We start from the raw sequence: 21,794 nt of genomic DNA on the forward strand, positions 1-21,794 counted from the left end.
GGAGGCGACATGGATCTCGGCACCATCCAGAGCTATCGACGAGCGACGACGCGCGCCGACCTCGTGCTCGCGCCCGGAGAGAAATTCGTCGCGGGCGGCACCTGGCTCTACTCCGAACCACAGCCGCGGCTCACGGGTCTGGTCGACATCACCTCGCTCGACATCCCGACGCTCGAGGTGACGGGCGCCGGCGATCTCGTCATCGGCGTCCCGTGCACCATCGCCGAGCTGCTCGCGCTCCCGGCGCGGACGGAATGGCGGGCACAGCCGCTGTTCTTCGACTGCGCGAGCGCCCTGCTGGCCTCGTTCAAGATCTGGAACACCGCCACCGTGCTGGGCAACATCTGCCAGTCCTTCTCCGCGGCCGGCATGGTCTCGCTGTGCGCCGCGCTCGACGCGATGGCCCTGGTCTGGCGTCCCGACGGGACCGACTACTCGCTCCCGGTCGCGGACCTCATGACCGGAAACGGCACCAACGCACTGGCGGCCGGCGAGCTGCTCGCCCAGGTCACCATCCCCGCACGATCGCTTCGTGCCACGACCGCCTACCGGAAGATCGCACTCGCCGAGCTCGGCAGATCGGGTGCCGTGCTCACCGGCCGCGTCGACGAGGACGGCTCCGCGGTGTTCGCGATCACCGCCGCGACGCTCACCCCGACCGTCCTGCGGTACGACCGGCTGCCGCGCGAAGGCGCGCTCCGCTCCGACGTGCTCACCGCCACCGGCTACTACACCGATCCCCTCGGAACCGCGGACTGGCGTCGCGGAGTGAGCGCCGTCCTCCTCGAGGAGATCCGTCAGCAGCTCGAGGCGGCCGCATGAGATTCGAGGTCAACGGCGAGACGGTCGAGGCCGAGCCCCGTCCCGGCCAAGTCCTCCGCACCCTGCTGCGCGAGAGCGCGCATTTCGAGGTCAAGAAGGGCTGCGACGCCGGCGACTGCGGCGCCTGCAGCGTCATCGTCGACGGCGACCCCGTCCACTCCTGCATCTACCCCGCGCAGCGCATCGAGGGACGCGCGGTCACGACTGTTGCAGGCCTCGGTGACGCCGAGCACCTGCACCCGATGCAGGAGGCGTTCACCGAGAACTTCGGCTTCCAATGCGGCTTCTGCACGGCGGGCATGATCGTCACGGCGTCGACCCTCGACGAGGACGACCTCGACGACCTGCCGCGCAAGATGAAGGGCAACCTGTGCCGCTGCACGGGGTACCGATCGATTGAGCAGTCGATCCGAGCCGGTGTCGCTGCGAGGCAGGGGGCGACCAACCTCGGCTCGACAGGCCTCGACGACCGGCCTGCGTGCGGGCACGATCACGGTGACGCGCAGCGAACGGACACGGTCGGCCACTCCGCCCAGCCGCCCGCAGCCCGCAGGGTCGTGTCGGGAACCGAGCCGTTCACGTTCGACACCGACCTGACCGGCGCACTGCACCTGCGGGTGCTCGGCAGCCCCCACCCTCACGCACGCATCCTCTCCATCGACACAAGCGAGGCGGAGCGGGTCGAGGGAGTCGAGCTGATCCTCACCCACCGCGACGTGCCCGACGCCATCTACTCGACCGCACGGCACGAGCACCGCACCGACGATCCCGACGACACCCGCATGCTCGACACCGTCGTCCGCTTCCGCGGGCAGCGGGTGGCCGCCGTCGTCGCGGCGAGCGTCGACGCGGCCGAGCGGGCCTGCTCGCTGATCCGCGTCGAGTACGAGGTGCTCCCCGCCGTCTTCGATCCCGAAGAGGCGAGGACCCCAGGAGCGCCGCTCCTGCACCCGGATCGCACCCCCGAGGACCGTGTCGACCACGCCGATCGCAACGTCGTCGCGGCGCTGCATTCCGGATTCGGCGACGTCGACACCGCGCTCGCCACCGCTGACGTCACGGTGAGCGGCGAATGGCGCACCCAGCGCGTCGTGCACGCTCAGCTCGAGACCCACGGCTCGATCGCCTGGCTCGACGAGGCCGGACGCCTCGTCGTCCGCACGAGCTCGCAGGTCCCGTTCCTCGTCCGCGACGAGCTGTGCCGCATCTTCGGGCTCGACCGCGAGGCGGTCCGGGTGCTCACCGCACGCGTCGGAGGCGGCTTCGGCGGCAAGCAGGAGATGTTCACCGAGGACCTCGTCGCCCTCGCGGTGCTCCGGACCGGGCGCCGCGTCGCATGGGAGATGAGCCGCAACGACGAGTTCGTGCGCACCAGCGTGCGCCACCCGATGCGTATCGGCGTCACGCTCGGCGCTCGGTCCGACGGTGTTCTCACCGCGATGAGGATCGAAGGACTGAGCGACACCGGCGCCTACGGGAACCACTCCCGAGGTGTGATGTTCCACGGCATGGCCGAGTCGATCAGCCTCTACCGCTCGCCGGCCAAGCGCATCGACGCCGAGGTCGTCTACACGAACAACGTGCCCTCCGGCGCCTTCCGCGGCTACGGTCTCGGTCAGGTCATCTTCGCGGTCGAATCGGCGATGGACGAACTCGCGCTCAAGCTGGGGATCGACCCCTTCGACCTCCGCCGCATCAATGCGATCACCGAGGGCGAGCCCGTTCTCGCCGGCCACGGCGAAGCGGAGGCCGATCTGGTGTGGGGGAGCTACGGGCTCGACCAGTGCCTCGATCTCGCGCAGTCCGCGCTCGAACGCGGGCGCGGCGAGATTCCCGATCTCGGTCCGCGATGGCGGATCGGCGAGGGCATGGCGGCCGCGATGATCGCGACCATGGCTCCGCACGGCCACATCGCGCGGGTCACGGTCGCGCTGCGGCCGAGCGGCGACTACGAGCTGGGCGTCGGCACCACCGAGTTCGGCAACGGCACCACCACGGTCCACCAGCAGATCGCGACGACCGTTCTCGGAACCGATGCCGACCGCATCACGATCCGGCAGTCCGACACCGACGCCGCCGACTACGACACCGGCGCCTTCGCCTCAGCGGGGATCACCGTCGCGGGCAAGGCGCTCTACGGGGCCGCGATGGCGTTGCGCGCCGCGATGCTCGACATCGCCTCGACGCTCACCGGTTTCCCTGCCCGCGACGCCGTGCTCGAGCGCGACGGGGTCCGTCTCGGCGGACGCCTGATCGCCTTCCCCGAGCTCATCGCCGCGGCGCCCGCCGACCGTCGATCGGGCGACGGCCTGCTCGCACGGGGGAGCGAGTTCGGCGACGTCCGCTCCCTCGCGTTCAACGTCCAGGCCTTCCGCGTCGCCGTCGACGTCGAGACCGGTAAGGTCCGGATCCTGCAGTCGGTGCAGGCCGCCGACGCGGGCACGGTGATGAACCCCGAGCAGTGCCGCGGTCAGGTCGAGGGCGGCGTCGCGCAGGCGATCGGCGGTGCGCTCTACGAAGAGGTCATGCTCGAGGACGGGGTGATCCTCAACCCGGTGTTCCGCACCTACCGCGTGCCGCAGATGGCCGACATCCCGACAACCGAGGTCTACTTCGCCGCGACCAGCGACGATCTCGGACCGTTCGGCGCCAAGTCGATGAGCGAGTCGCCCTACAACCCGGTCGCCGGGGCGCTCGGCAACGCGATCCGACGTGCGATCGGCGAGCGGCCCTACGAGACCCCGTTCTCCCGCGACCGGATCTGGCGGATCGCCGCCTCCCGGTGATGACCGTCGACGCGCCGCGTGTCAGTCGATGCCGGCCGCGCGGCGGGCGTTCACGTCGCGGGTCTGCCTCTTGAGCGTGAAGAGGTCGTAGATCGACCCGATGCCGAAGAGACCCCAGGTGATCAGCCAGATCACCCCCCGCAGGGGACGCCCCAGGTAGAAGTGCTGCAGACCGGCGACGAGGACGAGAGTGAGTGCGAGGAGGACGTAGGCGATGCCGGAGTCCTTCGGGGGGAGCGGTCCTGAGGTGCGCATGGCCTTCCTTCCGGGCGATCGGGAGCGCCTCGACGGGAGCCGCTCGCGCCCTGAGCCTAACCAGCCGGAGGTCTGAGTTAACCTCAAGGCCATACGATGCGGGGGTGTCTACTGAATTCGATCCCGATGAGGTCGTGCGCCAGGTCGTGGAACGTCTGAGCGCCAAGTTCCCCGACGTCGAACCCGCCACCGTCCAGTCCATCGTGCGGTCCGAGGTCGATGTCCTCGCCGACCGCCCCGTCCACGACTACGTCTCCGTCCTCGCGGAGCGCGCGGCGAAGAGGCAGCTGAAGTCCCTCTGAGCCCGACCGGTCCGAGACGAGACCGGCCCCGCCCAGGTGCGGACGGGGCCGGATCGGCGTCAGGACGTCAGAGCTCCACTCCGTGGGCCGCAGCGTAGTCGCGCACCGATGAGACGTAGGCCTCGCGACGACCGGCGGGCAGCCAGGACGCCTCGAACGAGTTGATCGCCAGCTGTGCGAGATCGGCCGCCCCGAGCCCTGCCTGCTCGGCGAGGGCGACGTAGTTGTCGGCCACGTAGGCGCCGAAGTAGGCGGGGTCATCCGAGTTGATCATCACCCGGACGCCGCGGTGCATCAGGTCGACGATCTCATCCGATTTCATCTGCTCGGTCACGAACGAGTTCGACACCGGGCAGGTCGTGAGGCCGAGGCCCTTCGCCTTGACCAGCTCGACGAGGGCGTCGTTCTCGACGATGTTGGTGCCGTGGTCGATGCGATCGACGCCGATCTCCTCGATCACCTGACGGATGTTCTCGATCGAGCCGACCTGGTCGATGTCGCAGTGCATGGTGAGGAAGAAGCCTTCGGCCTTGGCACGAGCGAAAACGGCGGCGAACTTCGACGGCGGGTTGTCGCGCTCGTCGGAGTCGAGACCGACGCCGACGATCCACTGCTTGTAGGGGAGCGCCTCCATGAGCGTGGCCATCGCGTATTCGGCCGAGAAGTCGCGCAGGAAGCAGAGGATCAGCTCGGCCGAGATGCCGAGCTCGTCCTGGGCTCGCACCGCCGCCCGTCGGTAGCCCGAGATGAGGGTCTCGAACGGCACGCCGCGGCTCGTGTGCGCCTGCGGATCGAAGAACATCTCGACGTGCACGACGCCCTGCTCCGCCGCGCGCTGCAGATAGGCCCAGGCGAGATCGTGGAAGTCGTCGGCGGTGACGAGCACCCGCATGGCCGGGTAGTAGACCTGTAGGAAGCTCGTGAGGTCGGTGAAGTTGTAGGTCGCCTTGACCTCCTCGACCGTCTTCTCGGGAAGGTCGATGCCGTTGCGGGCGGCGAGCTCGAACTTGAGCTCGGGTTCGAGGGTGCCCTCGAGATGCAGGTGCAGTTCGGCCTTGGGCAGACCGAACGCGAAGGCGGTGAGATCGGGGGTGGTGTCAGTCATCCCCGCAGGATAGCGAGGGCAGATTTCGCCCTCGTTTCCCCGTCGCCGACGCGGTCGGCCCGGTCAGGATCCGCGGCCCGCCATGCCCATGCGGGCCAGCACGACCGCCTCGATGATCTGCACGAGCTGGTACAGCACGAGCGAGACCACGGTGACGACGACCACGGCCGCCCACAGGTCGGGGAACTTCGCCTGGGTCGCGTAGGTGACGGCCGCGCGACCGATGCCGTCGCCCGTTGAGAGGACCTCGGCGAGCAGCGCGCCCGTGATCGCACCCGGGACGGAGACGCGGATCGCCGCGAACAGCGACGGGAGCGCACCGGGCAGCGCCACCTTGCGGACCGCGGTCATGGTGCCGCCGCCGTACACGGCGACGACATCGAGCATCTGCGGCGACGCGTTCTTCAGGCCGAACGCGATCGTGACGAGCGCGGGGAAGAGAACGACGATCCCACCGATGACGGCGACCGATGCGTCGGAGCCGAAACCGAAGGCGAGGATGATGACGGGGGCGATCGCGACCAGCGGTACGGAGCGCAAGAGGGTCGCCACGGGCATCAGGGCCGACTCGATCGTCCGCGAGAGCCGGAACAGGATGGCTCCGATGATCGCCGCGATCAGGCCGGCGACGAAGCCGATGGCCGAATGACGGAGAGTGACCAGCAGGTTGGCCCAGAGCTCCGCGCGGTTCGCCGCGGCGTCCTCCTCGATGAAGAGGAAGTTGACGACGTCGAGCGGGCCTTTGGCGACGTAGGGCGAGATGCCGGTCAGGTAGACGACACCGAGCCAGATGAGCAGCACGATGACGAGGGTCGAGAGCCCGACGAGCGAGCTGCGACCGATCGCCCGACCGATCCCGCGGGCCGTGGAATTGGAGGGTCGGGTCTTGGCCAGCTGTTCGCCGACACCGGGGAGGGTCCCGGCGGGGAGTCCGCCGCTCATACGCCGGCCTTCGTTCCCGCGGACCAGGGCGCGATGACGCGGCCGATCAGACCGACGATCGCGAAGCCGATGATCGCGACGATCGCGCAGAGGAGGAACAGTCCCCACACGCGAGGCGAGTTGAGCGACACCTGTGCGGCCACCAGGATCGGACCGACCCCGCGCTCGATCTTGCCGAAGTACTCGCCGAGGATGGCGCCGAGGAATGCGGCGGGGACGGCGATCTGCAAGGCGTTGAGGATGCTGGGCAGCGCGGCGATCAGACGCACCTTGCGCAGCTGGGTCAGGCGGGAGCCGCCGTAGACGGCGACGACGTCGAGCGCGGCCTTGTCGGCCGCCTTGAGCCCGAGCAGGGCGCCGACGATGGTCGTGAACATCACCGACAGCGCAGCGAAGAAGACGGCCGTGGCCGACGGGTCGCCCGCGGTCTTGGCGCCGCCCAGGATCACGATCGCGAGCGGGCCGATCGCGACGATCGGCACGCAGTAGGTGATCACGGCGAACTGGTTGATGACCCCGTCGAGGAAGGGGAAGATCAGCACGAGCGCCGCGAGGATGAGGGCGATCAGGTTGCCCCAGAAGTAGCCGATGCCCGCTTCGGCGATCGTCACCGAGAAGTTCGGCCAGTAGAAGCCGATGCCGTCGGTGACGAGCGTCTCGAGGACCGCGGGCGGTGACGGCACGGGCGCATAGGTCCCCGTCGTCGGCACGATGATCGACGCGAGCCACCACACGGCGATGATCGCGACGGCGCCGATCAGGCTCGAGGCCCAGCCGGGCATCCGGAACGCTCTCATACGCTCTGCTCAGTCGACGCCGGAGCAGCCGGCGACACGATCCCGGTCGGAGCGGTCGACGGCGCGTCGGTCGCGGCGCCCCCGGTGCCGAAGAGCAGCTCGGAGGCGTGGTCGACGTAGGCGTGGAACTCGGGTGTGCGCATCATCTCGGGCGTGCGCGGGCGCGGCAGGTCGATCTCCATGACCTCTTTGATGCGCCCGGGACGCGGTGACATCACGGCGACCTGGTCGGAGAGGAAGATCGCCTCGGAGATGCCGTGCGTGACGAGGAGGGTCGTCGCCGGCTTCTCGGTCCAGATGCGCAGCAGCTCGAGGTTGAGTCGCTGACGGGTCATGTCGTCGAGCGCGCCGAACGGCTCGTCGAGCAGCAGCACCGATGGCTTCATCACCAGGGAGCGTGCGATGGAGACACGCTGTCGCATGCCGCCGGAAAGCTGTGCGGGCTTCGCCTTCTCGAATCCGCGGAGACCGACGAGGTCGATGAGCTCGTCGACGTACGCCTTGTCGACGGGCTTGCCCGCGATCTCGAAGGGCAGCCGGATGTTCGAGTAGACGGAACGCCACGGGAGGAGGGCGTGGTCCTGGAAGGCGATGCCGAGCTCGTTGTTCTTGCGGAGCTCTTTGGGGCTCTTTCCGTCGACACGGGTGGTGCCCGACGACGGATCCTCGAGGCCCGCGAGGATGCGGAGGATCGTGGACTTGCCGCACCCCGACGGACCGAGAAGGGCAAGGAAGCTGCCCTGGTCGGTGTGGAGGTTGGCGTCCTGGAGCGCGACGACGGACTTAGCGCCGACGCGGAACTCCTTGTGAAGGCCGCTGATGTGCAGGCCGGTGCCCGAGGCCTGCTGGCCTCGGGCACCGGTCACGGAAGTATCCGTCACTTGTGGATCAGTCCTCAGCCCGCGTAGTCGATCAGGTCGGGGTTCTCCTCGTAGACCTCGTCGAGCAGCGACAGGTCGAAGAGGTCCTCGGCCGAGACGTCGATGCCGGCGGCGGCGAGCGACTTGATCGTGCTCGCCTGCAGGTCGTCGCTGATCACGAAGAGGCCGTTCGCCTCGGTGTCGGCCGAGACCGCGAGCTTCGCCTGCGCCTCTGCGCCGGCCGTCGAGGTCTCGATGTTGAGGCCGAGGTCGGCGCCGTAGGTGTTGACGGCGAGGTCCGCTGCGGCGGCCGGGTCGGCGATCGCGTCGGTCCAGCCCTTGATCTCGGCGACGAGGAACGCCTTGAGCTTCTCGCGGTCCTCAGCGATCATCTGGTCGGTGACCGTGACGGTCTCGGCGACGAACGGCAGGCCGTTGTCGGCGAAGTTGAGGAGGGTCACCGGGTTGCCGCCGGCGGGGACCGTGATGGCCTCGTTGGTCTGGTACGCGACGAAGCCGTCGACGTCGCCGTTGACGAGCACCGACGGGTCGTACTCGACGGGGACGACGGTGAGCGACGAGGGGTCGATGTCGTTGACGGTGAGGAAGGCCTCGAACAGCGACGTGTTCGATGCCTGGACGCCGATCTTCTTGCCGACCATCTCCTCGGGGGTCGTGATGTTCGCGCCGTCCTTGAGGGACAGGATCGTGAACGGGTTCGCCTGGAAGGTGGCGCCGATGATCTTGAGCGGTGCGTCCTCGTTCGCGATGACCGTTCCGACCGAGACGGAGTCCGAGAGGGCGACGTCGGCGCTGCCCGAGAGCAGCTCGGCGGTGCCGGTCGACGGGCCGGGGGTCATGTTGACGGCGCTGAATCCGGCGTCGGTGTAGTAGCCCTTGGAGTCGGCGAAGAACTCGCCCGCGAACTCCTCGTTCTTGATCCAGGAGAGCTGCAGGTTCAGCTCGCCGAAGTCGGCGTCGGCTCCGTCGTCGCCCGAGCCGGAGCCCGAGTCGCTCGTGCCTCCGGAGCAGGCGGCCAGGGTCAGCGCCACGGCTGCGGCAGCGACCGCGAGTGCGGTCTTGCGCGCCGTCTTGGGGGTGAATCGTGCCATTGGTGTGATCGTCTCCACTCGTTGGGTGTGGGGCGGCGGAACGCTTCTTCCGATGGCGGGCCGTCGGTGCTGTGGGCGACGCCGCCGAGGTACAGCAGTCCGACATTAGGGTGACGAGATTTCGCGAAGGGTCACCCATGTTTCCCGGATGTAAAAACTCCTGTGAGGAATCGATGCATCGCGATACCGTTCCGAGACACCCCTCCGCCACGCTACCCAACGCGGCTCGGACGACCCACCCGAAAGGTTCCTCGTGGACCCCTGCATCCTTCCCTCGACGGGTTTCGACCCGTCCCTCCTCCTCGGTCTCACCGCGGTCGCCATCCTCGGCGGCGGCCTGAGCGTGTGGGCCGCCCGTCGCCGATCGAAGCGGAGCGGGGTCGCACTCGCCGTTCCCTTCCTCGTCCTCCTCCTGCTCGCGGGCAGTCAGGTCACGCCTCCCGCCGCGAGTGCCGCGGTGGCGTGCCCGCCCGCCCCGGCCGGAGCGCCGGCGACCGGGGGAGGGACGACTGCTCCCGTGACCTTCGAGCCCGGGTCCGCCGGAATCGGCGATCCGTACTATCCGCTCGACGGCAACGGCGGGTACGACGTGCAGAACTACGATCTCGACCTGGCGTACGACCCGGCGACCGATGTGCTCGCGGGCACGGCGACCATCGACCTCGTCGCCACGCAGAACCTGTCGGCCTTCAACCTCGACTTCGACACCCGCGATGCCGCGGGGGCCGACAGCATCGTGATCGGCGACGTCCGAGTCGACGGTGCGAGCACCGCCTTCTCCCTCGCCTCGACGCAGATCAGCCTCGTGACGGCTCAGCCCGTCGGCGACGGCAGCCCCGATGCCGTCGCCGAACCCCCGCGCACCGAGCTCACGGTCATGCCGGCCACCGGGATCCTCTCGGGCACCGAGCTCTCCGTCGAGGTCGACTACGCGGGCGTTCCGATCACCATCGACGACGCCTTCGGTCTGGGCGGGGTCCTGCACACACCCGACGGCATGGTCCCGGTCGGTCAGCCGCGTGCTGCGGCGGTCTGGTTCCCCTCGAACGACCACCCCGCCGACAAGGCCACCCTCACGATGTCGATGACGGTTCCGATCGGACTCGACGTGATCGGCAACGGAGTGCTGGCCTCAACGGTCGACAACGGCCCGACGTCCACCTGGACCTACGTGATGGACCGCCCGATGGCGACCTACCTGGCCACGGCCGTGGTCGGCGACTACGACGTGCAGACCACCACGGTCGACGGCGTGACCTATCGCGACGCGGTGGCGCAGAGCCTGTACAGCCAGGGGACCCTCGGCGCGGACGCGCGAACCGCGCTCGATCTGAACCCCGACGTGATCGCCTACCTCTCCTCGATCTACGGGCCCTACCCGTTCACCGAATCCGGTGGGATCGCGGTGGATCTGCCCGACCTGGGCTACGCCCTCGAGAACCAGACGCGTCCGATCTACGGCTTCATCGACGAGCCGACGGTCGTCCACGAGCTCGCCCACCAGTGGTACGGCGACGACGTGGCGATCGAACGGTGGTCGGACATCTGGCTCAACGAGGCGTTCGCCACCTACTCGGAGTGGCTCTGGTCCGAGGACCACGGCGGCGACACCGCGCAGCAGATCTTCGACGACACCTACTCGCTCGATGCGTCGGATCCGTTCTGGTCGGTCGAGGTCGCCGATCCGGGAGCGCCGCGGTTGTTCGACAATGCCACCTACTACCGAGGCGCGATGACGCTGCACGCTCTGCGCCTCGAGGTTGGCGACCCGGTCTTCTTCGGCATCCTGCGCGGCTGGGCCGCTGACAACGCGGGTGGGAACGTCTCGACCGCGCAGTTCGAGGCGTACGCCTCGGCAGCTGCGGGAACGGATCTGAGCGGGTTCTTCGACACCTGGATCCACTCGAGCGTCAAGCCGTGAGCCGAGGCGCTCCGCCCCGCGACGGGCGGAGCGCCTCAGCGGGCGGTCACAGCGTCAGTCGCCATTCGATGGCTTCCATCCAGGAGCCGGCCGGATACTCGATCTCGACGAGGCCGACCCGGCGGAAGCCGGACTTGCGACAGACCGCGTTCGACGCCGCGTTCTCCGAACCCGGGAACGCGAGAAGAGTCGAGTGGAGTCCGCTCGCCCTCACCACGGGGATGATCATGGCGACTGCCGCGGTGGCGATCCCGCGCCCCTGGTGGGATTCGAGCACGCTCCAGCCGGTTTCCCACACCTGCTCGCCGTGCCAGATCGCGGGCCAGAAGCCGACGCTGCCGACCGATCCGCCTTCCGCATCGACGATCGCGAACATCGAGCCGATGCCGGACTCGACGAGGGTCAGATAGCGCTCGAGCCGTTCGAGGACCTTGGCCCGGCTCTCGGGGCCGCCGAGGTGCTCGGTCATGGCGGGACTGTTGATCCGCTCGAGGAGCGGGAGATCCGAGCGCTGCCATGCCCGGAGGGTGATGTCGGGTCCGGCGGTCGAGGCCATGCGTGCAGGGTAGACGGCGTCGCCGACACCCGGCCGGGAGGGACGCGGTTGCCGAGGGGGCGAGGTATCGCGTACTGTGGGCGATGAAGCCGAAGACCGCCGGTTGTCGTCGTGCGCAGAAGTTCTCTTCTGAGCATGTCGCCTAAGGCTCGCGTGAGCGAGGACCTGCGCAGGTGTATGAAGTTCGTGAAGTGTCCCGATCAGTCGGGTTGCATCCTGAAGCTCCGTGCGTCTGCGCCGGAGCTTTCCTTGTTTCCGCGTGGCGAATCGCTCGCGGAGCCCTCCGTATGCGGGGGCGGTGGTCTTCTCCAACCAACAATCAAGGAGTCCCATGGCGACGAAGGAAGCATCGGTTGCCGAGCTCTCGGACAAGTTCCAGAACTCGAACGCCGCCCTGCTGACCGAGTACCGCGGGCTCACCGTTGCTCAGCTCAAGCAGCTGCGCACATCGATCGGTGAGCACGCGACGTACGCCGTGGTGAAGAACACGCTGACCAAGATCGCGGCGAACAACGCCGGCATCTCGTCGTTCGACGACGAGCTCGCCGGTCCGTCCGCGATCGCATTCGTGCACGGTGACACTGTCGCCGTCGCGAAGGCGCTGCGTGATTTCGCCAAGGCGAATCCTCTCCTGGTCGTGAAGAGCGGTTACTTCGACGGTGCGCCGATCTCGGCGTCCGACATCGGCAAGCTTGCCGACCTCGAACCCCGCGAGGTGCTGCTGGCCAAGGCCGCCGGCGCCATGAAGGCCACGCTCACGCGTGCCGTCTACACGATCAACGCGCCGCTGTCGAAGGCCGTTCGCACGGTCGACGCTCTGCGCGAGAAGCAGGAGTCCGCAGCCTGAGAGTCAGGCCCGCGGTGGATAAGTACCTACAACACAAGGAGATAAACGATGGCAAAGCTGTCGACTGACGAGCTGCTCGAGGCGTTCAAGGAGCTTTCCCTGATCGAGCTCAGCGAGTTCGTGAAGAAGTTCGAAGAGGCCTTCGACGTGACCGCTGCCGCGCCCGTCGCGGTTGCCGGTGCCGCTGGCCCCGCCGCCCCCGCTGAGGAGGTCGAGGAGAAGACCGAGTTCGACGTCATCCTCGAAGCTGCCGGCGACAAGAAGATCCAGGTCATCAAGGAGGTGCGCGCCCTCACCAGCCTCGGCCTCGGTGAGGCGAAGGCGGTCGTCGATGGTGCTCCCGGTGCCGTCCTCGAGGGCGTCAACAAGGAGACCGCTGACAAGGCGAAGGCTCAGCTCGAAGCAGCTGGCGCCACCGTCACCGTCAAGTAATTCCTCGTAGCCTCGCTACACGAGAGAGCGCCGTCCCACCTTCGGGTGGGGCGGCGCTTTCTTTTTTCGATGCCTCTCGGTTGCGCCACCCCGACCCCCGCGCCGGCATCGGGATGCGGCGGCTCTGTTCCAGGGGAGACCTCCTGATTCCGACCGTTGTCCTTATGCCAAAGCACCGAGTTTCGATACGGATGCATCAATTCGGTCTGCGCCCTTGTGCCCCCGGATGGGGTCGCATAGCTTTGTCCTCGCAAATGCGGACCGCTGCTGTCAATTGGGTGACAGACGGTGTCCCCCTCATGGGGGACTGTTCGTGATCTGCTCGCCCCCACATACTTCGAGACGGATCTCTCTCTGATCCGTTCGATTTACCCCTGCACCGCACCCCCCCCACCCCCACCCCCTCGTCGTGACTCTCCTCGTCACGCGATGTCGCACAAAGGCCACAATGCTGCCCAGCGTCCCCCCGCGCTCGCCCCTGCCCGCAACGAGCGAGAGCCGTCGACCCCGTTGGCACATGACCGTGCTGGCTGCGGCGACCGCCGCCGTCCTCGCCGTCGGTGCTCTCGCCGCGTCTCCCGTGATGGCGGCGACCGATACCTCAGCTCCCAGCACTCCGGGCAGCCTCTCCGCCTCGTACTACGGCGGCGTCGGCGCGGTCATCACCTGGGGCAAGGTCTCGGCATCCGACCTCGCCGAGTACCGCGTCTACCGGTCGACCTCGAAGACCGTCACCGCCTCCGCGGGTAACCTGGTCGCGAGCACGACCGCTCTGAAGGTCACCGATTCGACGGTGACGGGCGGGGCGACGGTGTACTACGCCGTGACCGCACGCGACAAGACCGGCAACGAGTCGAAGGTCTCGAGCGTCAAGACGATCACCGCCAAGGACACGACCAAGCCCGATTCGCCGTCCAGCGTCAAGGCGACGGCATCCGCGAACGGGATCGCGCTCGACTGGGCCGACAATGACGAGCCCGACCTCCGCGGCTACGTCGTGTCACGCTCCGCCTCGTCGAGCGGCACCTATACGCAGCTGACCGGTTCGCCGATCACGACCTCGGCCTTCACCGACACCCAGGCTCCGGCGGCGACCAAGTCGTACTACCGGATCACCGCCGTCGACCTCACCGGCAACACCTCGTCGGCCTCGTCGACCTCGGCCACCCGCCCAGCCGGCACGCCGACGACTCCGACCACCCCCACCGCCCCCGCGGCACCCGCGGGTCTCACCGCCACCATCGACAGCAACACCGCGGTCGTCCTCAAGTGGAGTGCGAGCACCGGCGCCACCAGCTACGTGGTCTCGCGCGGAACCTCGGCCGCCGGGCCCTTCACCCGCATCAACGGGTCGACCCTCACCGCGACCACCTACACCGACGCGACGGCACCCGTCGGCGCCACGTCCTACTACTCGGTCACCGCCGTCAACGCCGCGGGCACCTCGGCGGGCGCCACCGCTTCGGCTGCAGTCCCGGCCGACACGACGCCGCCCAAGGCGCCGACCAGCCCCAAGGCCACCGTGCTCGCCAGTGGCGGCATCACCGCCACCTGGAAGGCGAGCACCGAATCCGACGTCGCCGGGTACATCGTCTACAAGCGCAACTCCGATGAGGAGTACGTGCAGTTCCTGCCCACGGCCGGTGCCGCCACGTTCACGGCCACGACGTTCACCGACCTCGGCGTCACCGAGGGCAAGGTCGCGTACTACCGCATCCGTGCCATCGACCGCGCCGGCAACATCTCCAAGAACTACGTCGCGCTGACCGCCAACAACCCGAATGTGGCGCCCGCCGCCCCCACAGGGTTCACCGTCAAGCAGAACGCGACCGCCGGTCTCGACCTGGCCTGGTCGACCCCGAAGGACACCGACGTCGAGGGCTACACGATCTCGCGCAGCACCGCGAGCTCGGGCACCTACGTGCAGCTCACGAGCATCACCGCCACCGCAGCGGGAACACCGCCGCACTTCACCGACACCAGCGCCCCCAAGGGCGTGACCGTCTACTACCGCGTGACCGCCGTCGACCTCGTCGGCAACGTCTCCAAGACCTCGAGCACCGTCTCGGGCACCTCGCTCACCACGCCGGTTCCGATCGCGGTGGACGAGACCGTCATCACCGTCGGCGCCGACAAGCAGTTCGCCACGATCACCGCGGCTCTCGCCACGGTGCCGAAGAACTCGCTCAAGCGCTACCGCCTCGACATCGACCCCGGAACCTACAACGAGGCGTTCGAGATCGAGTCGTCCAACATCACCCTGAACGGCCTCGGCGGCGACTCCTCCAAGGTCGTCATCAACGCCGCGCAGGCCTCGGGCAGCTCCGACCCCGACGAGCCCGAGAGCACTCTCGGCACCGCCGGCAGCGCCGTCGTGTTCGTCACGGGCCAGGACGTCACCCTCCGTGGTCTCACCGTGGTCAACTCGTTCGACGAGAAGGCCAACCCGCAGATCACGAGCGCCCAGGCCGTCGCTCTCCGGGTCGAAGGCGACCGCTTCGTCGCCGACACCGTGCGGCTCCTCGGCAACCAGGACACGCTCCTCGCCGACACCCCGAAGCCCACGACGCGCATCCGCCAGTACTACGTCAACAGCTACATCGAGGGCGACGTCGACTACCTGTTCGGCGCCGGAACCGCCGTCTTCGATCGCGTGACCTTCAAGTCGCTCGACCGCGCCAAGAGCAACAACGGCTACCTCACCGCAGCCAGCACCGACAAGGGCAGCAAGTACGGCTTCCTCATCACCGACAGCAAGATCGTCAGCGATGCGGCAGCCGGCACGGTCAACCTCGGTCGTCCGTGGCACCCGAGCGCCGATCCCGACGCTCTCGGCTCGGTCGTGATCAAGAACACGTGGCTGCCGGCCGCCATCGACACGGCCGCTCCCTGGGATGACATGGCCTCGACCAACAGCTCGGGCGTCAAGGTCAACTTCAGCTGGACCACCGCTCGCTTCTCCGAGTTCGGCAACACCGGCCCCGGTGCCACCGTCAACGCCAACCGCCCCCAGCTGAGCGCGAAGGACGCCGCCAACGCGACGCCCGAGAAGTACCTCGCCGGCAAGGACGGCTGGAACCCCGTGGCCCCCACGGTCTCCGTCGCTCCCGCGGTTCCCTCCGGTGTGACCGCGACGGCCGACTCCCGCGTCGTCCACCTCACCTGGAACGACGACATCTCGGCGAGCACCACCGGCTGGACCGTCTACCGCTCCACCGCCGGCGGAGTCGCTCAGAAGATCGCCTCGGTGAGCTCGCCCACCTACAGCGACACCACCGTCGAGAACGGCGTGAGCTACAGCTACAGCATCACCGCCGACTCCCGCTCCGGCGTCTCGTCGGCTGCGAGCACCCCGGTCGACATCCTCGTCGCCGCGGCCCCGCTCGTCGTCGACATCACCGTCGATCCCGCGGCCACCGCCAACGGCACCTCGGTGTTCACCACGCTCGCCTCGGCGCTCGCCGCAGCTCCCGCAGGAACCGCCACCAACCCGACGGTCATCCAGCTCGCTGCCGGTCGCTACGCCGAGTACGACGTGGTCGACAAGCCGTACACGATCCTCGTCGGCGCCACCGGTGTCGCTCAGGACGTGGTGATCACGGGCAACCGCGCCGCAGGCACCCCGACCGGCACGACCACCGACGGTGTCGCCGACACCTACGGCACCTCGGGATCCGCGACCCTCGTGATCACGGGCAACAACGTGCAGCTCCGCGCACTGACCGTCGAGAACTCCTACGTCGAGGGCACCTACGCCAACGGCCAGGCAGTCGCTCTCCGCACGACCGGCGACAAGCTGGTCCTCGAGAACACGCGTCTCCTCGGCAACCAGGACACCTTCTACGCGAACACCCCGAACACGGCGACCGGCTCCCGCGTCTACGTGCACGGCAGCTACATCGAGGGTGACGTCGACTTCGTCTTCGGACGCGCGACCGTCGTCATCGACGACAGCACGCTGAAGGCGCTCGACCACGGCACCTCGCCCAACGGCGCACTCACCGCGGCGAGCACGGACAAGAGCCAGAAGTACGGCTTCCTCATCACGGGCAGCCGTGTGATCGGCACTGCGCCCGACAACTCGCAGAACCTCGGCCGCCCCTGGCAGCCCGGGCAGAAGCAGGACGACGGCACGTCGATCGCCGATGCGAACGCCATCGCCCAGGTCGTCGTCCGCGACAGCTGGCTCGGCCCGGTCGTCAGCACCTCGACGCCGTGGACCGACATGACCAACAGCGGCACCGTCACCAAGTGGCAGAGCGCCCGCTTCTTCGAGTACGGCAACACCGGACCCGGAGCAGCCACGGGAGACAACCACCCGCAGCTGACGGCGGCTCAGGCCGACGACTACACCGCTGAGGACTACCTCGCCGGTGCCGACGGCTGGAACCCGGTGGTCGAGCCGGCAGCCGACCTCGCCCCCGCGGCAGTCACGGGTCTCACCGCGACCGCCAACGAGAAGCAGGTCGGACTCAGCTGGAACGACGGCCCCGAGAGCGACACAGTCACCTACCGCGTGTATCGCTCCATCGGGTCCGACGCCGTCGTAGCCGATGCCGCTCATCTCGTCGCCGAGGTCGCCAAGCCGACCTACCTCGACAAGGGCCTCGTCAACGGCACGGTTCACCACTACCTCGTGGTGGCAGTCGACCGCGCCGGCAACGCCTCGGCGCCGTCGATCACCGTCGACGCGACGCCGAACGTCGCGCCGCTCGTCGCCGACCTCACCGTCGCGCAGGACGGCAGCGGCGACTACACCTCGGTGCAGGCAGCGCTCACGGCCATCCAGCCGGGAACCGCGGCCAAGCCCAAGGTGATCATGGTCGCCCCGGGCACCTACCACGAGGTCGTCATCTCCACGAAGGCCAACGTCATCCTCGCCGGCACCACGGGCAACGCCCGCGACGTCGTCATCGAGTTCGACAACGCCAACGGCACGACCAAGTCGGGCACCACCTGCCCGGCCGTCACCGCCGCCACCTGCGGAACCGCGGGCAGCGCCACCGTCACCCTCTCGGGCGGCGGAGTGCAGGTGCGCGATCTCACGATCGCCAACACCTTCGACAAGGCGGCTCACCCCGAGATCGGCAACTTCAACACCCAGGCCGTCGCGCTCCGCGCCACCGGCGACCGTCAGGTGTACACGAACGTCCGTCTGCTCGGAGTCCAGGACACCCTGAACGCCGACGCGAGCGGAAACATCTCCGCCAATGGTTCGGGCTACCCGCGCCAGTACTACGTGAACAGCTACATCGAGGGCAACGTCGACTTCGTCTTCGGACGAGCCACCGCCGTCTTCGACCGCGTCACGTTCTTCGCCAGCAACCACGCCGGAGGCACGATCTTCGCCCCCAGCACTGCCAGCAAGAGCAACGGCTACCTGGTCGTCGACAGCCGCATCGCGAGTGACAACGACCCGGGCACCTTCGCCCTGGGCCGTCCGTGGCGCTCGTGGAGTGACGGGGCGTACCCCGACAACTCGCGCGGCGAGACGATCATCCGCAACACCTGGATCGCCGAGGGTATCTCGACGGGCCAGCCGTGGACGGACTTCGCGCCCAACGTCTGGACCGACGGCCGCTTCTTCGAGTACGGCAACACCGGGCCCGGGGCCACGGTGAACGCCAACCGCCCGCAGCTCAGCGCTGCTGACGCGGCGAACCGCACCGCGGTGTCCTACCTCGCGGGCTCCGATGGCTGGAACCCCGTGCTGGATGCCTCCGCCGATGTCCGTCCCGCGGCCCCCGCCGCACTGGACGCGGCTGTCGGCTCGGGTCAGGCCGTACTGACCTGGGACGAGAACACCGAGGCCGACGTCACGAGCTACCGCGTCTACCGCGATGGCGCCCCGATCGGGACGACCAGCAAGGCCGGCTACACCGACACGGGTCTCACCAACGACGTGGCCTACAGCTACGCGGTGACGGCGATCGACGCTCAGGGCACCGAGAGCGCCCTGTCGGCGCAGGTCTCGGTCACCCCGCGGCTCAAGATCGACGCCACGGTCGGCGACGGCGGATACGCCAGCCTCCAGGCTGCGGTGAACGCAGCCACCGGAAGCGGCGAGTGGGTCATCAAGGTCCTGCCCGGCACCTACACCGGCAACACCACGATCACGCGCAACAACGTGACGATCATCGGTGGCGGCGCCGCGAACAGCGATGTCGTGCTCACGAGCGGAACCACGACCCCCACCCTGTCGATCACCGGATCGTCGGTGACCGTCCGCGGACTCTCGGTGGTCAACACCTCCACCGCGAGCAACAGCCCGGCCGTGTCGATGACCGGCGACAAGGTGCTGCTGCGCGGCGTCGCCCTCACCGGCACCGACCGCACGGTCTGGGCCGATGTGCCCACCGCCGGTGCGACATCACGCCAGATGATCGAAGCCTCGACCATCTCCGGCGCGAACAACGTCGTGCTCGGTCGAGCCACGCTGGTGATCCACGACACGGCCATCACGGCGACCCGCACCTCGGGCCTGCTGCTGGTGCCGAGCACCGTGGCGAACGGCGGCAAGGGCTTCCTCGTGACGAACTCGACCATCACACCCGCAGCGGGCGTCTCCGACGTGCGACTCGGCGGTCCGTACACGCAGGGGACCACCACCGCTGCCAACTCTCCGCAGGCGATCATCCGCGACACCGTGCTGGCCTCCGGCATCAAGTCCAACCCCTGGATGGACTTCAACGGCGCCAAGTGGACGGATGCCCGCTTCGGCGAGTACGCCAACACGGGTGCCGGTGCCGCGGTCAACGCGAACCGTCCGCAGCTGTCGCCCGCCGAATCGGTGGATGCGACGGTGTCGAGCTGGCTGGGTGCCGCGACCTGGTACCCCGCGGTCGTCGACCCGGCCACCCCGGCCGACGTCACGGCGCCTGCCGCCCCCGCCGGAATCACCGCGACAGCGGGCGACGCCTCGGCGACGCTCACCTGGACCGCCTCTGCTGATGCGGACCTCGCGGGCTACCGCGTGTACCGCTCGGTCGGCACCTCGGTGACGCCCGGAGTCGCGACTCTGGTCGCCACGCTCGGCGCGGTGAGCTCGTTCACCGACACGGGGCTCACGAACAACACCACGTACTCCTACGCGGTGAAGTCGTTCGACCAGGTCGGCAACGCCTCGGCTGCGGCCACCGCATCGGTCAAGCCCGCTGACACCGCGCCGCCCGCCACCCCGACCGGTCTCACGGCCACCGGCGGCGACAGCAAGGTGCTGCTGGCCTGGACCGCGAACACCGAGGGCGACCTCGCCGGCTACAACGTGTACCGCGACGGCAACAAGCTGAACAGCGCGCTGCTGACCACTCCGGCATACACGGAGTCGGGTCTCGACAACGGCACCGCGTACAGCTACTCGGTCAAGGCGGTGGACACCACCGGCCTGGAGTCGGCAGCGGCGACCGCGACGGCGACCCCCAAGGTCGGCGACGCGGCTCCTCCCGCAACCCCGACCGGAGTCGGCACGGTGCTCGGCAAGAACGCCGTGACGGTGAACTGGTCGGCAGTGGGAGACGGCGATCTGGCCGGCTACGACGTGGTCCGCGACGGAACCGTCGTCGGCTCGGTCGCAGCGGGAACCACCAGTTACACGGACACGGCCGTCGTGATCGGCACCGCGTACTCGTACACGGTGGTCGCGAAGGACACCGCATCGAACGCCTCGGCTGCCTCGGCGGCTGCCACCGCAATCCCGATCAAGGTGGACCTCGTGGTCGCCGCCGACGGAAGCGGCGACGCGACAACGGTGGCTGCCGGCATCGGGCTGCTCGCTGACAACGCCGACTACGTGGCTCAGGGCTACCGCACGATCCTGGTCAAGCCGGGCACCTACACGGGTCTCGTCTCGAGCGGCAACCGCTACGGAGTCAAGGTCGTCGGCGCCACGTCGAACCCGGCCGACACCGTGATCACCGGCCCCGCCGGTGCGGTCGCGACCGTGACCGTGTCGGGCAAGGAGTGGACGTTCAAGAACGTGACCATCGCCAGCACGGGAGCAGCAGCCGGTGGTCAGGCCACCGCCGTGCAGATCAAGGCCGGCGACAAGCAGGTGCTCGACAACGTGCGCCTGCTGGGTGACAAGCAGACTCTGCTCGTCTCCACCGCCAACGTGACCACGTTCAGCCGGGTCTACGTGACCGGCTCGTACATCGAGGGCGGCGCCGACCTGATCCTGGGCCGCGCGATCACGGTGATCGACCGCAGCACCATCCACGTGCTCAACCGGCCGGGTGCCGCTCTGACCGACTCGTCGATCGACGCGTCGTCGCAGTACGGCTTCCTCATCACCGACAGCTCGATCGTCACCGATGGCAACCCCGGATCGATCTTCCTCGGACGGCCGTATTCGACCCAGGGCAAGGCGCAGGTCGTCGTCCGCAACACCGACCTCGGAGCGGCGATCAACACGCCGCAGCCGTGGAAGGACTGGGACGCCGTCACCCTGTGGACCGCCGGACGCTTCAACGAGTACCAGAACACCGGTGCCGGAGCGGCGATCGTCGATCCCGCCAAGCGCCCTCAGCTGAGCGATGCTGACGCGGCGAACTACACCGCGGCGAAGTACCTCGCGGGCACCGACGGCTGGAACCCCACCGGCCGCTGATCTGCGGAGAACACGAGAGCGGGGCCCGATGGAAATGTCGGGCCCCGCTCTCGTCGCATCACCGACCGGCTCGCAGTTCTGAGCGCATCCGGGTCGCCCCGAGGCAGCCGTCAGCTCGAGGCGACGATGTGCACATCCGCGCGCATCGACGAGTCCACGCCCGTCTGGGTCTCGAGGAGGTCGAACACGCGCTGGTGACCCTCGTCGAGCCTGGGGTCGGAGTAGTGCCGATCGAACGACGCTTGGTCTCGGTAGAACTCGAACGCCCACATGACATCGGGATTCTCGGCGTCACGACTCAGTGACCAGTCCGTCGGACCGTCAGGGTCACCCGAGTAATGCATGTCGGTGACCAGGTCGAAGAGCTCCTCGCCCTTACCTGCCTTTGCCTGGAAGCGCAGTACGACGCCAGGTTGATTGCTATTCATGATGTCTCCTTCGAAGATTGGAAT

15 protein-coding genes are annotated in these 21,794 nt (G+C 68.4%); 7 read left to right on the forward strand and 8 right to left on the reverse strand.

The features are described 5' to 3' along the window. The first annotated feature begins 9 nt into the window (after positions 1 to 9). Positions 10 to 822, forward strand: a complete 813-nt coding sequence (locus DDQ50_RS04085) for an FAD binding domain-containing protein (protein WP_116756085.1) — start codon at positions 10 to 12, stop codon at positions 820 to 822. Beyond that, positions 819 to 3,608 (forward strand): molybdopterin-dependent oxidoreductase, encoded by a 2,790-nt coding sequence (locus tag DDQ50_RS04090; protein WP_116755405.1) that lies wholly within the window; start codon positions 819 to 821, stop codon positions 3,606 to 3,608. The genes DDQ50_RS04085 and DDQ50_RS04090 overlap by 4 nt, the downstream gene beginning before the upstream one ends. 21 nt (positions 3,609 to 3,629) lie before the next feature. On the opposite strand, the gene DDQ50_RS04095 is transcribed toward DDQ50_RS04090, so the two are convergent. Further along, positions 3,630 to 3,863, reverse strand: a complete 234-nt coding sequence (locus tag DDQ50_RS04095) for a TM2 domain-containing protein (RefSeq protein WP_116755406.1) — start codon at positions 3,861 to 3,863, stop codon at positions 3,630 to 3,632. Between the two features lie 104 nt (positions 3,864 to 3,967). On the opposite strand from DDQ50_RS04095, the gene DDQ50_RS04100 reads away from it, so the two are divergent. Continuing rightward, the gene (locus tag DDQ50_RS04100; RefSeq protein ID WP_116755407.1) at positions 3,968 to 4,165 is read left to right on the forward strand and encodes a three-helix bundle dimerization domain-containing protein; all 198 of its coding nucleotides are present in this window, start codon (positions 3,968 to 3,970) and stop codon (positions 4,163 to 4,165) included. 67 nt (positions 4,166 to 4,232) lie between these two features. Here DDQ50_RS04100 and add read toward each other — a convergent pair whose 3' ends face one another. From add to DDQ50_RS04125, 5 genes are all read right to left on the reverse strand, one after another. Beyond that, the gene (gene add, locus DDQ50_RS04105; protein WP_116755408.1) at positions 4,233 to 5,270 is read right to left on the reverse strand and encodes an adenosine deaminase; all 1,038 of its coding nucleotides are present in this window, start codon (positions 5,268 to 5,270) and stop codon (positions 4,233 to 4,235) included. Positions 5,271 to 5,333: 63 nt separating this feature from the next. Then, a complete protein-coding gene (locus DDQ50_RS04110; protein WP_116755409.1) occupies positions 5,334 to 6,212 on the reverse strand; it encodes an ABC transporter permease in 879 nt (292 codons plus the stop codon). Next, positions 6,209 to 7,009 carry an ABC transporter permease gene (locus tag DDQ50_RS04115; RefSeq protein WP_116755410.1) on the reverse strand — a complete coding sequence of 267 codons (801 nt, stop codon included), beginning with the start codon at positions 7,007 to 7,009 and terminating at the stop codon, positions 6,209 to 6,211. Before DDQ50_RS04115 ends, DDQ50_RS04110 begins: the two co-directional genes overlap by 4 nt. After that, positions 7,006 to 7,875, reverse strand: a complete 870-nt coding sequence (locus DDQ50_RS04120; RefSeq protein WP_116755411.1) for an ABC transporter ATP-binding protein — start codon at positions 7,873 to 7,875, stop codon at positions 7,006 to 7,008. Before DDQ50_RS04120 ends, DDQ50_RS04115 begins: the two co-directional genes overlap by 4 nt. A 29-nt stretch (positions 7,876 to 7,904) precedes the next feature. Continuing rightward, positions 7,905 to 8,981, reverse strand: a complete 1,077-nt coding sequence (locus DDQ50_RS04125; RefSeq protein ID WP_116755412.1) for an ABC transporter substrate-binding protein — start codon at positions 8,979 to 8,981, stop codon at positions 7,905 to 7,907. Positions 8,982 to 9,234: 253 nt separating this feature from the next. Here DDQ50_RS04125 and DDQ50_RS04130 point away from each other — a divergent pair, with 253 nt between their 5' ends. Continuing rightward, positions 9,235 to 10,902, forward strand: a complete 1,668-nt coding sequence (locus tag DDQ50_RS04130; protein WP_116755413.1) for a M1 family metallopeptidase — start codon at positions 9,235 to 9,237, stop codon at positions 10,900 to 10,902. Between the two features lie 46 nt (positions 10,903 to 10,948). On the opposite strand, the gene DDQ50_RS04135 is transcribed toward DDQ50_RS04130, so the two are convergent. After that, a complete protein-coding gene (locus tag DDQ50_RS04135; RefSeq protein ID WP_116755414.1) occupies positions 10,949 to 11,458 on the reverse strand; it encodes a GNAT family N-acetyltransferase in 510 nt (169 codons plus the stop codon). Positions 11,459 to 11,789: 331 nt separating this feature from the next. On the opposite strand from DDQ50_RS04135, the gene rplJ reads away from it, so the two are divergent. From rplJ to DDQ50_RS04150, 3 genes are all read left to right on the forward strand, one after another. Then, a complete protein-coding gene (gene rplJ / locus DDQ50_RS04140) occupies positions 11,790 to 12,305 on the forward strand; it encodes a 50S ribosomal protein L10 (RefSeq protein ID WP_116755415.1) in 516 nt (171 codons plus the stop codon). A gap of 48 nt (positions 12,306 to 12,353) precedes the next feature. After that, positions 12,354 to 12,737 carry a 50S ribosomal protein L7/L12 gene (gene rplL, locus DDQ50_RS04145; protein WP_116755416.1) on the forward strand — a complete coding sequence of 128 codons (384 nt, stop codon included), beginning with the start codon at positions 12,354 to 12,356 and terminating at the stop codon, positions 12,735 to 12,737. 517 nt (positions 12,738 to 13,254) lie between these two features. Beyond that, entirely contained in the window at positions 13,255 to 21,342 is an 8,088-nt protein-coding gene (locus DDQ50_RS04150) for a pectinesterase family protein (RefSeq protein WP_116755417.1), read from the forward strand. A gap of 110 nt (positions 21,343 to 21,452) precedes the next feature. On the opposite strand, the gene DDQ50_RS04155 is transcribed toward DDQ50_RS04150, so the two are convergent. Beyond that, a complete protein-coding gene (locus tag DDQ50_RS04155; protein ID WP_116755418.1) occupies positions 21,453 to 21,770 on the reverse strand; it encodes a putative quinol monooxygenase in 318 nt (105 codons plus the stop codon). Positions 21,771 to 21,794 lie beyond the last annotated feature (24 nt).

This window comes from Amnibacterium flavum (assembly GCF_003097495.1).
GTDB lineage: Bacteria > Actinomycetota > Actinomycetes > Actinomycetales > Microbacteriaceae > Naasia > Naasia flava.